At 61.9% G+C, this 13,812-nt stretch carries 12 protein-coding genes; 5 read left to right on the top strand and 7 right to left on the bottom strand.

Going from position 1 to position 13,812, the window contains the following annotated elements:
* Positions 1-114 precede the first annotated feature (114 nt).
* Complete coding sequence (yghU, locus tag RM533_RS04555; RefSeq protein WP_311340010.1) at positions 115-963, bottom strand: glutathione-dependent disulfide-bond oxidoreductase; 849 nt, start codon at positions 961-963, stop codon at positions 115-117.
* A gap of 34 nt (positions 964-997) precedes the next feature.
* Between yghU and RM533_RS04550 the strand changes: the two genes are divergently transcribed.
* Together RM533_RS04550 and RM533_RS04545 are read left to right on the top strand one after the other, a co-directional pair.
* Entirely contained in the window at positions 998-1,891 is an 894-nt protein-coding gene (locus tag RM533_RS04550) for an XdhC family protein (protein ID WP_311340009.1), read from the top strand.
* A complete protein-coding gene (locus RM533_RS04545) occupies positions 1,888-2,511 on the top strand; it encodes a nucleotidyltransferase family protein (RefSeq protein WP_311340008.1) in 624 nt (207 codons plus the stop codon). Before RM533_RS04550 ends, RM533_RS04545 begins: the two co-directional genes overlap by 4 nt.
* Here RM533_RS04545 and RM533_RS04540 read toward each other — a convergent pair.
* The 6 genes from RM533_RS04540 to RM533_RS04515 all read right to left on the bottom strand — a co-directional run bounded on the left by RM533_RS04540 (position 2,495) and on the right by RM533_RS04515 (position 11,070).
* On the bottom strand, positions 2,495-4,675 hold the full coding sequence (locus RM533_RS04540; protein WP_311340007.1) for a xanthine dehydrogenase family protein molybdopterin-binding subunit: 2,181 nt from the start codon (positions 4,673-4,675) through the stop codon (positions 2,495-2,497). The two genes, RM533_RS04545 and RM533_RS04540, sit on opposite strands and share 17 nt — an antisense overlap.
* Positions 4,672-5,655, bottom strand: coding sequence for an FAD binding domain-containing protein (locus RM533_RS04535; protein WP_311340006.1), 984 nt, complete (start codon positions 5,653-5,655; stop codon positions 4,672-4,674). The genes RM533_RS04540 and RM533_RS04535 overlap by 4 nt, the downstream gene beginning before the upstream one ends.
* Positions 5,652-6,176, bottom strand: a complete 525-nt coding sequence (locus tag RM533_RS04530; RefSeq protein ID WP_311340005.1) for a 2Fe-2S iron-sulfur cluster-binding protein — start codon at positions 6,174-6,176, stop codon at positions 5,652-5,654. The genes RM533_RS04535 and RM533_RS04530 overlap by 4 nt, the downstream gene beginning before the upstream one ends.
* Complete coding sequence (locus RM533_RS04525) at positions 6,173-8,134, bottom strand: AMP-dependent synthetase/ligase (RefSeq protein WP_311340004.1); 1,962 nt, start codon at positions 8,132-8,134, stop codon at positions 6,173-6,175. Before RM533_RS04525 ends, RM533_RS04530 begins: the two co-directional genes overlap by 4 nt.
* A gap of 111 nt (positions 8,135-8,245) precedes the next feature.
* Positions 8,246-10,021 (bottom strand): gamma-glutamyltransferase, encoded by a 1,776-nt coding sequence (gene ggt / locus RM533_RS04520; protein WP_311340003.1) that lies wholly within the window; start codon positions 10,019-10,021, stop codon positions 8,246-8,248.
* Entirely contained in the window at positions 10,018-11,070 is a 1,053-nt protein-coding gene (locus tag RM533_RS04515; protein ID WP_311340002.1) for a quinone-dependent dihydroorotate dehydrogenase, read from the bottom strand. Before RM533_RS04515 ends, ggt begins: the two co-directional genes overlap by 4 nt.
* 268 nt (positions 11,071-11,338) lie before the next feature.
* Between RM533_RS04515 and RM533_RS04510 the strand changes: the two genes are divergently transcribed.
* The 3 genes from RM533_RS04510 to RM533_RS04500 are packed head-to-tail and all read left to right on the top strand — an operon-like array spanning position 11,339 to position 13,811.
* The gene (locus tag RM533_RS04510) at positions 11,339-11,776 is read left to right on the top strand and encodes an SUF system Fe-S cluster assembly regulator (protein WP_311340172.1); all 438 of its coding nucleotides are present in this window, start codon (positions 11,339-11,341) and stop codon (positions 11,774-11,776) included.
* On the top strand, positions 11,773-13,305 hold the full coding sequence (gene sufB, locus RM533_RS04505; protein WP_311340001.1) for a Fe-S cluster assembly protein SufB: 1,533 nt from the start codon (positions 11,773-11,775) through the stop codon (positions 13,303-13,305). The genes RM533_RS04510 and sufB overlap by 4 nt, the downstream gene beginning before the upstream one ends.
* A complete protein-coding gene (locus RM533_RS04500) occupies positions 13,302-13,811 on the top strand; it encodes an endonuclease domain-containing protein (protein ID WP_311340000.1) in 510 nt (169 codons plus the stop codon). Before sufB ends, RM533_RS04500 begins: the two co-directional genes overlap by 4 nt.
* Position 13,812 lies beyond the last annotated feature (1 nt).

Genomic DNA, 13,812 nt, shown 5'->3' with positions numbered 1-13,812 from the left:
TCTTTTAAGGTCGGGTGCCGCTGCGTCGAGCGCTATTGTGAGGCAAAGACGGCAAGCCGCCACCATGCCTGGCAAGCGCGGCGGTGCGCGTGGCGGGCTGAGCGATTCGCGCGCTCAGAGGTTCAGCGCATCCAGATCCGCGGCGCTGTGCCGTTCTGCTATGCCGCCAACCCGGTCGCCTGTGTCATTTACCCGCCGGCCTCTTTGAACAGGCATCCGTGCATCGATCCGGGCGGCCCAGCGCTGCACATGCTCATACTCCTCCACCTGGAGAAAAACGGCCGATCCTTCATAAAGCCGGCCCAGCGCAAGCTGTCCGTGCCATGGCCAGATCGCGATGTCCGCTATGGTGTAATCCGGTCCTGCGACGAATTCACGATCCGCCAGAGTCCGGTCAAGCACGTCGAGCTGGCGCTTGGCTTCCATGGAGTAACGATCAATGGCGTATTCGATCTTTTCGGGAGCATAGGCATAGAAATGACCAAAGCCGCCGCCCAGCAGGGGGGCGGATCCCATCTGCCAGAAGAGCCAGGACAGGGTTTCGCTCCGTTCAGTGCCGGCTTCGGGCAGGAACGCGCCGAATTTTTCTGCCAGATGCATCAGGATTGCACCTGACTCGAACACCCGCACCGGCGTCTTGTTGCTGCGATCGACCAGCGCCGGGATCTTCGAATTGGGATTGATGTCGACAAAGCCGCTGGTAAACTGGTCGCCATCCATGATGCGGACAGGCCAGGCGTCATAATCCGCGCTGTGTCCAGCCGCCAGCAGTTCTTCCAGCATGATGGTGACCTTCTGGCCGTTGGGAGTGCCTTGCGAGTAAAGCTGGAGCGGGTGCTTGCCCACCGGTAGCGTGCGTTCTTCGCGCGGACCTGCCGTCGGCCTGTTTATGGCGCCAAAGGTGCCGCCTGCATCCTTTTGCCACTGCCAGACCCGGGGCGGTTCGTAGCCGTTGTCGCTCATCAATGAATATCCTATCTGCAACCACTCGCGTGCAATGAAACGCACGCCCTTGGCTCATCAGCGGAGATCCGCCATTATCGTTCCCGCAGCATCCTTCAGCGACAATGCAGCCTTGCGCGCGTCCAGCATCGCAGGGGCGCTTTGCACCATAGTGGAGATCGAGGGCAGCTTTTCGCGCAGACTGGGCGCGCAACTCGCCATTCTGCCTTCTGGCCAGATGGTCGGCAGCATGGCGGACGGCTGCCTTGAAGCAGCGCTCAGCGCGCACGCGGCAAGAGGCGGCAAGCCGCAGATCGTGCGCTATGGGGGCAATGATGCTGCCATAGACGAACGGCTCCCGTGCGGTTCCAGCCTGACAATCTGCGTCGAGCCCGAACCCGACCGCACGGCACTGCGCGAATGCGTCGAATTGCTTGACCGGCGGGAAGTCGCCACCTTGGCGGCGGGCTGCGGCGGCACGCGCCGCTACATCCCCGAATTGCGGATCGTTGCTATCGGCACCGGACCTGAACTTGTCGCTTTGCACCGGCAGGCAGCAGCATTCGGAGCCGAAGTGATCGCGCTTGCACCACATGGAAAAGGGCTCGGCGGCGGCGGCGGCGGCGGGCTATCACTTGGGCAAGTGCCTGATATCGCTCTTGACCCGTGGACAGCCGTGTTGGTCCTGTTCCACGACCATGAATGGGAGCGGACCCTGCTCCCTTGGGCGCTTGCTTCGCAGTGCTTCTACATCGGAGCGCAAGGCGGACAGGAGACGCGACGGGCGCGCATGGCATTCCTGAAGCAGCAGGGGTTTGACACGCCTGCATCCCGGATGGACCGGCTGCATGGACCCGTCGGCATCATCGCGCATGCACGCGATCCGCAGGTACTGGCGCTGTCCGCGCTGGCGCAGATTGTCGCCTGCTACGAAGCGCTGCCGCGGTGAGCGATGTGCTGCCTGTACTTGCCGTGACCTTGGCTGCAGGCAAGGCAAGCAGGTTCGGCGCAGACAAGCTGGCAGCATGTATCAATGGCACCAGCGTGCTGGAAAACGGGCTGCGGCTGCTCGACCGGTTCCGGTTTCACAGGCGGATCATTGTGCTGGACCCTGTTCGTGCAGCAGGTTTCGCACGGCCGGACACGCAAGTTATCGTCAATGACGCGCCGGATGCCGGGATCGGCCATTCCATCGCGCTGGCGGCAACCGTGGCACAAAAGGTTCAGATCGAAGCGATGCTCGTCACGTTAGGCGACATGCCGTGCGTCTCGTTCGGCACGCTTGCTGCAATCCTGTCTGCACCGCGGTCGTGGCATTGCGCGATCGTCGCGACGCGATCCGGTGATGCGCCGCCCGGACCGCCTGCACTGTTCGGTCGCGACTGGTTTGCCCTGCTGGCGCAATGCACAGGCGACACCGGGGCTGGCGCAATCCTGCGCAACCCCGTCAATCAGGCAATCAGCATCAACGCCTCACCTTCGGAAACCGCCGATATCGACACCCCGGCTGACCTTCTTGCGGTCAGACGGCATGCGCACGGGCAGGATCCGCTCAGGCAAGACCCGTGATGATCTTGTCCACCGTCGCCGGATATTCGCGCACCCGCACGCCGCACGCGTTGTAAATCGCGTTGGTGACCGCTGCTGCTGCGCCGCAGATGCCCAGTTCGCCCAGTCCCTTTGCCTGTATCGGGCTGGCGTCATCATCGCGTTCCTCGATAAAGATGACATCCTGATGTGGAACGTCCAGATTTACCGGGATGTGATATTCCGCAAGATCACGATTGGTGAGATGTCCGTCGCGAAGATCGAACATCAGGTCTTCGTGCAGGGCCATGCCGATCCCCCAGGTCATCGCGCCAATGCACTGCGATCGCGCAGTCTTCTCGTTCAGGATGCGTCCTGCGCCAAACACGCCCAACATCCGGCGCACCCGCGTTTCTCCTGTCACCGCATTGACTGCGACTTCGCAGAAATGCGCGCCATAACTGGCACTCTGCTTATCCTTCATGGCCTTGTCGGGCTTTACCGTTGCCTCGCGGCAAACGTCCCTGGTCAACAAATCGGTCAATGGCGTGCTGCGGTTTCCGCAAACCGCGGTGCCATTCTTCAGTGTCAGATCCTCCGGCGTGCACCCCATCTGACGTGCAATGTCCTTCCTGATTTCCTGGCACGCGAGAAAAACCGACGAACCGCTGGAGGACGCGCCCCAGGACCCGCCCGATCCGGCAGCGGCAGGAAGATCGGTATCGCCAAGGGTTGTGGTGACCGCACCGGGCGTCAGCCCCAGCATCTCTGCCGCGATCTGCGTCAGGATGGCGTAGGTTCCGGTGCCGATATCGGTCATGTCCGTTTCGACCAGAGCCGTTCCGTCGGTTTTCAGGGTGACGCGCGCAGCCGATTTCGACAGCCAGTTCACACGCGCTGCTGTGGCCATGCCCATGCCGATCAGCCATTCTCCTTCGCGACAGGCGCCGGTCTGCGTCTGACGTCGGTTCCAGCCGAAAGACTCGGCGCCTTGCTGCAGCGCTTGGGCAAGCTTGCGCGAAGCGAAAGGAATGCCGGTTTCCGGATGCCGTTCGGGAATGTTGCGCAAGCGCAGTTCGACCGGATCGATGTCTGCTGCACAGGCAAGTTCGTCCATGGCATTTTCCAGCACTTGCATCCCGATTGCCTCTCCCGGCGCCCGGACCGAGCCTGCGCACAGCCGGTTTACGCGAGACAGGCCAAGCGACAGCGTGCGGTTCTGCCCGCCATACAGGAACCGCGTTGCCTGCAGGAGCGGTTCGGCAAAACTTTCGCCCGGCAGGTTCGACACCAGCCCGGAGTGTCCCAACCCAGTCAGTGTTCCATCCTCGCTGGCGGCAAGCCGCACCCGCTGCGTCGATTCCGAGCGGCGCATCACCACTTCGAACACCTGCTGACGTGACAGCGCGACAACAACCGGTCGATCAAGGTCGCGCGCCGCGATGGCTGCGGCCAGTGCTTCGGGCGCGAGCCCCAGCTTGGAGCCGAAGCCGCCGCCCACATATGGAGAAAGCACCCGCACCCGCGCCGGATCAATGTCGAGCGCGTCGGCAAGCTCCATCTTGTTGTATTTCAGCATCTGGTAACTGCCGCGAAGCGTCAGCCGGCCATCCTGCCAATGCGCAATGGAACAATGCGGCTCCATCGCGGCGCTGTTGTGACCAGGTGTGGTATAGGTCACGTCGATTGCATGGGCAGCGTCCTGCATCGCCTGGTCAAGATCGCCCTGTTCCAGCGCCTCATCCTCTTGCGGTTCGGCAGGGGAATTTGCCGGATCGAAAACCCCGCTGTCATCGGCTTCCATCCGCAGCTGAATGCGCATCGCCCCGTCTCGGGCAGCTTCAAAGGTTTCTGCAACGACAAGAGCGACGGGTTGACCGAAATATTCGATGTCGACCCCTTGCACCGGCGCTTCCTCTGCGCCTCCCTGCGCCGGATTGCGCAGGAAACGCGGGCCGGAATAGACGCCCAGCAGTCCGTCGATATCGGCAATCGAAGTCGCGTTTACATGGTCAAGCCGGCCATGTGCGATGGTCGCGCGCACCAGCACGCCATGTGCCGTGCCGGGCAGGTTCCACTCATGGGCGTAGGTAGCTGCGCCCGAAACCTTGAGAGGACCGTCCGGCCGGTCCATGGGCGTGCCGATCACGCCTTGCGCAGCTTCGTCAAGCATGAAGCCCTGCTTTGTCGTATCGGTCCCGGTCATGCGCGAACTCCTGTCGCTTCGCTCAAGGTGGCGGTGACAAGCCGCCGCATCAGCGGAATCTTGAAATCATTGTCGCCAAAGCTTTGGGCGCCGGCAAGAAGCGCGTCTGCAGCGGCACGGATCAGGCCTGCCTCGGCGCGCTGCCCGACAAGCATCTGCGCGATTGCAGGATCGTGCCATGGTTTATGAGCAACTCCGCCAAAGGCCAGGTCCGCGCGGGTGATGATGCCGTCGGCAACATCGATCACATAAGCAATGGACACGAGCGCGAAGGCATAGGACGCCCGGTCGCGCACCTTGCGGTAGCCCTGCTGACCCGGCACCGGCGGCGGGAGGACGACACATGTGATGAGCTCTCCTGGCTCAAGTGCATTGTCCTTTTGAGGCGTGTCCTGCGGCAGGCGGTGGAACTGGCGCACGGGCAGCCGCCGCGACGTGCCGCCTGTTCCTTCTGTCTCCACAACTGCATCAAGAGCATGAAGCGCCACCGCCATGTCACCGGGGTAGGTTGCGATGCAGGAAGGGCTGGTGCCCAGGATGGCCATGTTCCGGTTTTGCCCGTCGATGGCGCTGCATCCGGTGTCCGGATCCCGCTTGTTGCACGACATGGCGATATCGTAGAAATAGCTGCAGCGCGTGCGCTGACACAGATTGCCGCCGGTGGTCGCGCGGTTGCGCAACTGGCCGCTTGCTCCTGCAAGGATGGCGCGGGCAAGCACTGGATAATCGCGGCGGATCCGGGCATGTGCGGCGCAGTCCGAGTTTCTGACCAGCGCGCCGATGCGCAAGCCCCCGTCCGCAGTTTCATCGATGCTGTCAAAGCCGATCCGGCTGATATCGGCAAGCTGCTCCGGCGTTTCGATCTGAAGCTTCATGAGGTCGAGCAGATTGGTTCCCCCGGCAAGGAAACGCGCACCCTTTGCGCCCGAACGAAGTGCATCGTCGCTGGTGGCGCAGCGTTCGTATGCAAACGGCCTCATGCTGCTTCTCCGTGCGCGACATCGCCATGCGCAACTTCACGGATGGCGTCGACAATATTGGAATAGGCAGCGCAGCGGCACAGATTGCCGCTCATCCGCTCACCGATCTCCGCGTCGCTGAGAGTGACCGGGTCTGCCAGATCTGCCGTCACGGCACTGGGCCACCCTGCTGCTGCCTCATCCATCATGGCCAGCGCGGAACATATCTGTCCCGGCGTACAATAGCCGCACTGATAGCCGTCATGGCTGACAAACGCCTGCTGCAACGGTGCCAAAGTGTCCGGCGTGCCGATCCCCTCGATGGTGGTGACAGCGTCGCCTTCGTGACTACACACAAGCGACAGGCAGCTGTTGATGCGCCGCCCGTTCACAAGAACGGTGCAGGCACCGCACTGTCCGTGGTCGCACCCCTTCTTCGTTCCAGTGAGGTTGAGATGGTTGCGCAATGCATCCAGCAAGGTCACGCGGGTATCGGCATCGACTTCATGATCTTGACCGTTGATGACAAGGCGGGTTTTCATGTGTCGTGGTCTCCTGCGCGGGGTCGGCGGATGCCAGGCCTGACGTCTTGCCTGGAAGCTTTGCGAAAAAGCGCATGAACCTGCATCGGGTTCCGCGCACTGGCGCGAGAGACCGGTTCACATATCGCTAAAGCTATTGCCGCCCCGTCGAAATTTTTCCTGCTGTAGAGCCCCGCCATCCGGTCGCCGTAGCGGTCGCGCACCTTGTGGCGGCGCAGCTTCAGTGACGGCGTCAGTTCCTTGTTGGCAACGGAGAACTGCTCGTCCGCAAAAGCGAAGTTTCGCACCTGCTCAGTGACGGAAAGAGTAGCGTTTACCCGGTCTATTGCTGCGCCCACCGCCGTTTTGAACCGGGCATTGCCGGTCAATGCAGGCCAGTCGCCGGACACGCCGTTTGCTGCCGCCCATGACGCTGTCCATTCGGCATCGGGAACGACAAGAGCGACAAGATAAGGCCTCCGGTCGCCTGAAACCAGCGCCTGTGCAATTTCAGGCTGGATCGTCAGCATGCCTTCGACCCGGGAAGGCGAGATGTTGTCGCCCTTGTCATTTACGATCATGTCCTTCTTGCGATCGGTGATGACGATCCGCCCAGCTTCGTCGATCAGCCCGATGTCTCCTGTGTGCAGCCAGCCATCGTGCAGCGCCAGCCGCGTGTCTTCCCGGTTGCGCCAGTAACCATGCATGACAGGTTCTCCGCGCACGAGGATCTCGCCGTCACCGGCAATGCGCACGTCGATCGCTTCAAGCGGCGGTCCCACGCTTGCCATGCGCAAGCCGGCAGCGGGCCGGTTGCAGCTTATGATCGGTCCGGCTTCCGTCTGTCCGTAGCCTTGCAGCACCGGCAGGCCGAGAGCACTGAAAAAATGTCCGATGTCGGGGTTGAGCGGCGCGCCACCCGATACGATCGCCTTGAGCTTGCCGCCAAACCTTGCCTGCACCCTTGGACGGATAGTCCGGTCCATCACCATGTCCTCGATCCGATCCACGATGCCGCGCGATTGCTTGCCCGATGCATGCTTCGCCCGGGCCATGGCCCTGTCGACAAGCAGGCCCGCAATTCTGCCTTGCGCGCGCACCTGTTTGTCAATGCGGGAGCATAGCACTTCGAGGAGACGGGGCACGACCACCATGATGGTAGGGGCTGCCTCCTCCATGTTGCGGGCAAGCCGGTCCAGCCCTTCGGCATAGAAGATGCGTGCGCCAAGGCCGATCGGGAGCATTTGACCGGCGGTATGCTCGTAAGCATGGGACAGCGGCAGGAAGGAAAGGAACCGTTCGTCTCTCCAGCCGAAATCCTCGGCAATGATCCGTGCAGCAGCCGCGCTGTTGTGCAGCATCGCGCCATGATGCTGGCGTACCCCGCGCGGTGCCCCGCCAGTGCCGCTGGTGTAGATGATGCACGCGAGATCCTCCCGGTGCATGGCGGCAATGCGCCGGTTTACCGCAGCGCGAGCGGCAACGGCATCGCCCTGGCAAAGCTGCGCGAAATCGTGAAACGAAAGCTCGGCCTGTTGCCGACCCAGATCCTCCATTGTGATGAGGAGCTTGGCATTGCCGGCTTGCAGCATGGCCGGAATTACGATGGTGGCAAGGGCCGGGGTCGAGACGATGACTGCCGCTGCGCCGCTGTCGTCAAGGATATGCAGATGATCGGCAACCGTGTTCGTCACATAGGCAGGCACTGTGACGAGGCCCGCTGCCATGATGGCAAGATCTGCGATGCACCATTCGGGACGGTTCTCGCTCACCAGCATGACGCGATCGCCGGTCTTCAGTCCCAGCGACAGCAGGTTCTCGGCCAGGTTGCAGATTTGCTGCGCAGCACTGTTCCAGGATGTTTCTACCCAGCGATCATTGTTTTTGGCGACGAGAAAGGGTTGCTGCGTCAGCAGATCGGCCCGCTGGAGGAACAGCGCCACCAGGCTGGACGCGGTTTCGATGTCTGCAAGGGTCATGCCGCCGGGGCCTGTTCGAAAGTGCCTGTTGTTCATAACGGCGGTCTTTTCCTGTTGCACAGTCCGTCAATCGGCAACCTTGCGGGTCGGATGGATCAACTGTTGCATGTTCTATTCGGCAAGCGCAGCACCTTCGCTCCGCGGGTCGGCTGCACCGCGAAGAATGTCACCGACGCGTTCAACTCCGTTTGCCTTGAAGATTGACGGGATCGGCCGGACATCATGCCCCATCGCCTCCAGCACAGGACTCATCCGCGCCAGCGGCGTTTCTGCTTCGAGCAGCACCGCGCTGCCGGGCGCAAACAGCACCGGCAGTGCAATGGCTTCATCAAGAGGCAGGCTCCAGTCCACTACCGCGATGATTGTCTTTGCGGTCTGCGCAATGATCGTGGGCCCACCTGCTGCGCCAATTGCCAGACGAAATGCGCCGTCAGGACCATAGACGATGGTGGGGGCCATCGAGCTGCGCGGCCTCTTGCCGGCGGCGACGGCATTTGCCACCGACACGCCATTAAATGCCGGAACAAAGCTGAAATCCGTCAGCTCATTATTAAGGAAATAGCCGTTGACGAACAGCCCCGATCCAAACGCGCTCTCCACGGTGGTTGTCAGGCTTGCCACCGCTCCATCACCATCGGCAACGACCAGATGCGAAGTGCCGGCTTCGGCCGCGTGAAGCCCTTGGGGGGCAATGAACCGGGTGCCAGGCGGCTGACCAGGGGCGATGCTGGCAAGCGCTGCATCCGGCAAAAGCAGCGCGCCGCGCGAAGCCAGATAGGCAGGGTCGACCAGACCTGCGGTTGCAACCTCGACAAAGGCCGGATCGCCGACATAGGCGTCGCGGTCCGCAAAAGCCAGTTGCATGGAGCCGGCAATGAGATGCCAGGCAGCCGGGTTGTGCGGACCAAGCGCTGCAAGATCGAACGCTTCCAATTGCTTCAATGTCGCCAGCACGGTGGTCGCGCCCGATGATGGCGGCCCCATGCCGCAGATACGATACAGCCGGTAGGTTCCGCACACCGGCGGACGTTCCACCGCCTCGTATTCGGACAGGTCCGCCAGGGTGAGCGGCGCAGGATTGCGCTCTGCCAGGCGGACCGCGTCCGAAATGGCAGCCGCGTTGGCGCCATTGTAGAAGGCATCGGGTCCGTCCTGAGCCAGTTGTGCGAGAAAAGCGGCAAAGGCGGGATTGCGGATCATCGTTCCTGCCGGCAGCGGCGTGCCGTCGGCGCTGTAGTACACAGCTTGCGCCTGTGCACTTTGCGCGGCCACTGAAGAAGATCCCGACAGTGCCTTGTGCAGGCGGTCTGTCATGAGGAAACCATCCCGGGCAAGGGCAGTGGCTGGCTGAAACAGGTCGGACCACGGCAGATCGCCATGCGCCTTGTGCGCCAGCGCCATCATTGCGACATTGCCGGGAACGCCGACAGCGTGCCCCCCGGTGCGGGCGTCGGCAAACGCCATCGGTTCGCCATCTTGCATGAACCAGTCACCGTTGGCAGCGCGGGGCGCGGTTTCGCGCCCGTCGTAAGTGGTCAGCCGGCCTTCATCTTCCAGGACGAGAAAGCCGCCACCGCCAATGCCGGAGCTTTGGGGTTCGACTACATTGAGCGCGAGCAGCACCGCAATTGCGGCATCGGTCGCATTGCCGCCAGCGCGCAGCATCTGCACGCCCGCTGCTGCTGCACGCGGATCGGCGGCGCTGACCATGCCGCGGTCGGCCGGAGCAACAGCATGGACAGCAAAGGCGCTGACCGCACTTGCACTGAGAGGTGCGGGCGGCTGCACGCCGGCAATCTGATCGACCCCGCTGGCACAGCCTGTCAGCAGCGTGCCTGCCAGTAAGGCGGTGGCGACAGCACGAAAGTTCATTTTAACCCGCTTCATGATTGTGTCCCCACAGCTTCCGCAATCGAGGTAAACCCATCGCGTCGCATCAGAATGGGCAGTTGGCGCGTGATAGCTGCGGCAATGCCCGGTCCTGCATACACCATGGCACTGTAAAGCTGCACCAGGCTCGCGCCAGCACGGATCCGCTGCCATGCATCCTCGGCAGTGCCAACGCCGCCAATCCCGATCAGCGGAATGGCGCCTCCTGTAGCTGTGCGAAACTCCCGCAACCGCGCAAGCGCCAGCGCGCGTAGCGGTGTGCCCGACAAGCCGCCTGCTTCATGCGCATGGCGGGAGCGCAACGGCGGACGGCTGATGGTGGTGTTCGCAATCATGAGCGCCGCCAGCTTCCGGTCGATGGCAATGCGCGAGATTGCGTCAATGTCGGTGCGTTCAAGATCGGGCGCAATTTTCAGGAACACCGGCACCTTGTGTCCGTCGGCGCTCGTGCCCTGCGCATTGATGCGGTCGAGCAATTCGCACAACGCACCTTCATCCTGCAATGCGCGCAGGCCGGGCGTATTGGGGCTGGAAATGTTCACCGCAAGATAGGAAGCATAGGGCGCCATCCTCGCTGCCATCTGCACATAATCGGCAATGCGGTCCAGGCTGTCCTTGTTGGCGCCGATGTTCACACCGACAATGCCGGATCGTGCCGCGCGCCGCTCGAGCCGCCTTGTCACCACCGCTGCGCCATCATTGTTGAACCCCATCCGATTGATGACGGCCTGGTCCTGCGTCAGCCGGAACAGCCGGGGACGCGGGTTTCCAGCCTGCGGCAGCGGGGTGACGGAACCGACCTCGGTAAAGCCGAAACCGCAGCGCAGCAGGGCATCGGGCACTTGAGCATTCTTGTCGAAACCTGCGGCCACGCCGACAGGGTTGGGAAAGTTCAAGCCTGCCACGGTAATGCCGAGCGCAGCGCAGCGGCGGGGCGGGCTTGCCAGCAGGGAGGAGGGCAGATGCGACAACGCCGCCAAGGCAAGCCGATGCGACCGTTCCGCTTCCAGAAGCTGAACGAATGGACGGGCAAGAGGATAGATCATTGGCCGATGTCCTAAAGCTGCGGTTCGCCCCTGTCGAGCCAGCACGTCGAGCCAGCACGTCGAGCCAGCACGTCGAGCCAGCACGTCGGCCAACAAGTACATCCAGCACATCGAGCCGATAGTCGGGACTGGTACTTCAGGAGAGGAGGTCTGCTGTTCCGGCGGCCCAGATGCTAAATGCTCGCAACAGAGGGTTTGGCTTGATTATCCCGGACGGATGCACCAGATGCGTAATCAGACTGGATCAGTCCGATTAACCGGTCTGAGCATGGCAAGAGGTCTGAAACTCACGATGCGCATTTCCAGCATGGCCGATTACGCTATCGTGGCGATGCGCTCGATTGCGCTTCGCCCGGCAGGAGAACGGATGAACGCGGCTGGTATTGCGGCCGAGGCGGGGCTGCCTGCACCGACTGTGCAGAAACTGGTCAGCATGCTTGCCCAGGCTGGTTTGCTGCTCTCTGCACGTGGAGCAGGCGGGGGGTTCTGCCTGGCTCGACCGGCAACCGCGATCACGCTGGCCGATATCATCGAGGCGATTGAAGGGCCGATCGCAATGACCGGGTGTGCCACTGAGCATGGTGATTGCAACCGGCAGGAAAATTGCGGTGTCCGGCCGCACTGGCCACAGGCGAACCAGGCGGTTCGTGGCGCATTGGAACAGATCACATTGGCGCAACTGGCGCAGGAGGAAGTGGCGGCATGACCGACACGGTGAACACCATCGAAAACAGCGCGATAGGCAGCGGTTCGGCAGAGCGGGGCGCCGTCCTGCAGGATCAGGCGGCGCGTGATGCGGCAAAAAGCCTGGAAACCTATGAATGGGGTTTCCATTCCGACATCGAGCAGGATTTCGCACCCAAGGGGCTGACGGAAGACACTGTTCGCTTCATTTCGGCCAAGAAGAACGAGCCGGAATGGATGCTGGAATGGCGGCTGAAAGCTTTTCGCCACTGGCTGACGATGACCGCGCCTGACTGGGCCAAGCTGAACATTGCGCCGATCGATTATCAGGACGCATATTACTACGCCGAACCCAAGCCGAAGGAAAAGCTCGGCTCCTTGGATGAGGTCGACCCGGAAATCCTGCGCGTCTATGAAAAGCTGGGCATCCCGATCGAGGAGCAGAAGGTGCTCGCCAATGTCGAAGGCGCGCGCAAGGTCGCCGTCGATGCGGTATTCGATTCCGTGTCGGTCGCCACCACCTTCCGCAAGGAGCTGGAGGAGGCAGGCGTCATCTTCCGCTCGATTTCGGAAGCGGTGCGCGAATTTCCCGATCTGGTCCGGCAATATCTGGGCAAGGTCGTGCCGATGCGCGACAATTTCTTTGCGACGCTCAATTGTGCGGTCTTTTCTGACGGCACCTTCGTCTATGTGCCCAAGGGCGTGCGGTGCCCGATGGAGCTGTCGACCTATTTCCGCATCAATGCCGAGAACACCGGGCAGTTCGAACGTACGCTGATCGTGGCCGACGAAGGTTCCTACGTCAGCTATCTGGAAGGCTGCACCGCGCCGATGCGCGATGAAAACCAGCTGCATGCAGCGGTGGTGGAACTGGTCGCGCTCGACAATGCGGAGATCAAATATTCGACGGTGCAGAACTGGTATCCGGGCGATGCCGACGGCAAGGGCGGCATCTACAATTTCGTGACCAAGCGCGCGCTGTGTCAGGGCCGCAACAGCAAGGTGTCGTGGACGCAGGTGGAAACCGGCAGCGCGGTGACGTGGAAATATCCATCCTGCGTGCTGAACGGCGAGAACAGCGTCGGCGAATTCTACTCGGTCGCCGTCACCAACAATCACCAGCAGGCCGACACCGGCACCAAGATGATCCACAACGGCAAGAACACGCGTTCGACCATCATTTCCAAAGGTATCTCGGCCGGCAAGTCGAACAACACCTATCGCGGGCTGGTCCGGGTTGGTGCCAATGCGGAAAACGTCCGCAATTTCACGCAATGCGACTCGCTGCTGCTCGGCGATCGATGCGGGGCGCACACCGTGCCTTATATCGAGGTGAAGAACCCCACCGCGCAGATCGAGCACGAGGCGACCACGAGCAAGATTTCCGACGACCAGCTGTTCTACGCATTGCAGCGCGGGCTGGACGAGGAGCAGGCCGTCGCGCTGATCGTCAATGGCTTTGCGCGTCAGGTGTTGCAGCAATTGCCGATGGAATTCGCCGTCGAGGCGCAGAAACTGCTTGGCATTTCGCTAGAGGGGAGCGTGGGGTGAAGAAAACCCTGTCTCTTCGCGATACGGCAGAGCGTCAGGCACCGCAGTTACAGCGACAAGGTCGGGGCTGGACCATTGCCAGCTCCCGTCTTGACACCTTGCACGATCATGCGCGTGAGATGCGGCGCAATCCGACACCGGCGCAAACGATGCTGGCCGACCGGTTTGCAAAGGCGGATCTCGGGCGGTTCAGGTTCAGGCGACAGGTCGTGATAGGCTCGGCGATTGTCGACTTTGCCTGTCAACCGTTGGGGCTGGCAATCGCCATTGATCGGGAGGATGACGCCGATCAGGCGATCACCCGCCGCCGCGATCACAGTCTTGCCGAAGTCGGTATCAAGCTCCTGCGCTTCACCGAAAGCGCGGTGGAGAATGACATTGATGCAGTGCTGCAAGAGGTGCTTGCCGCGATGAAACTGTGCTGGCGCGAAAAACAGCGGGAACGCCAGCCTGCTTCGCCTCGATCAGGTTCTCATCGGCCTCAACGCCAATATGACAAGAGATGAC

Origin of the sequence: Croceicoccus esteveae (assembly GCF_031846435.1) — a bacterium.
Taxonomy (GTDB): domain Bacteria; phylum Pseudomonadota; class Alphaproteobacteria; order Sphingomonadales; family Sphingomonadaceae; genus Croceicoccus; species Croceicoccus esteveae.
Note: the sequence above shows the minus strand (reverse complement) of the source record. Positions and strands in the feature narration are given on the sequence as shown.

What these genes read in the sequence shown, in the direction of transcription:
- RM533_RS04530 (WP_311340005.1), bottom strand. Translation starts at nt 6,176, where the DNA reads ATGAAAACCCGCCTTGTCATCAACGGTCAAGATCATGAAGTCGATGCC.
- yghU (WP_311340010.1), bottom strand. Translation starts at nt 963, where the DNA reads ATGAGCGACAACGGCTACGAACCGCCCCGGGTCTGGCAGTGGCAAAAG.
- RM533_RS04525 (WP_311340004.1), bottom strand. Translation starts at nt 8,134, where the DNA reads ATGACCCTTGCAGACATCGAAACCGCGTCCAGCCTGGTGGCGCTGTTC.
- RM533_RS04535 (WP_311340006.1), bottom strand. Translation starts at nt 5,655, where the DNA reads ATGAGGCCGTTTGCATACGAACGCTGCGCCACCAGCGACGATGCACTT.
- RM533_RS04550 (WP_311340009.1), top strand. Translation starts at nt 998, where the DNA reads ATGAAACGCACGCCCTTGGCTCATCAGCGGAGATCCGCCATTATCGTT.
- ggt (WP_311340003.1), bottom strand. Translation starts at nt 10,021, where the DNA reads ATGAAGCGGGTTAAAATGAACTTTCGTGCTGTCGCCACCGCCTTACTG.
- sufB (WP_311340001.1), top strand. Translation starts at nt 11,773, where the DNA reads ATGACCGACACGGTGAACACCATCGAAAACAGCGCGATAGGCAGCGGT.
- RM533_RS04510 (WP_311340172.1), top strand. Translation starts at nt 11,339, where the DNA reads ATGGCAAGAGGTCTGAAACTCACGATGCGCATTTCCAGCATGGCCGAT.
- RM533_RS04515 (WP_311340002.1), bottom strand. Translation starts at nt 11,070, where the DNA reads ATGATCTATCCTCTTGCCCGTCCATTCGTTCAGCTTCTGGAAGCGGAA.
- RM533_RS04540 (WP_311340007.1), bottom strand. Translation starts at nt 4,675, where the DNA reads ATGACCGGGACCGATACGACAAAGCAGGGCTTCATGCTTGACGAAGCT.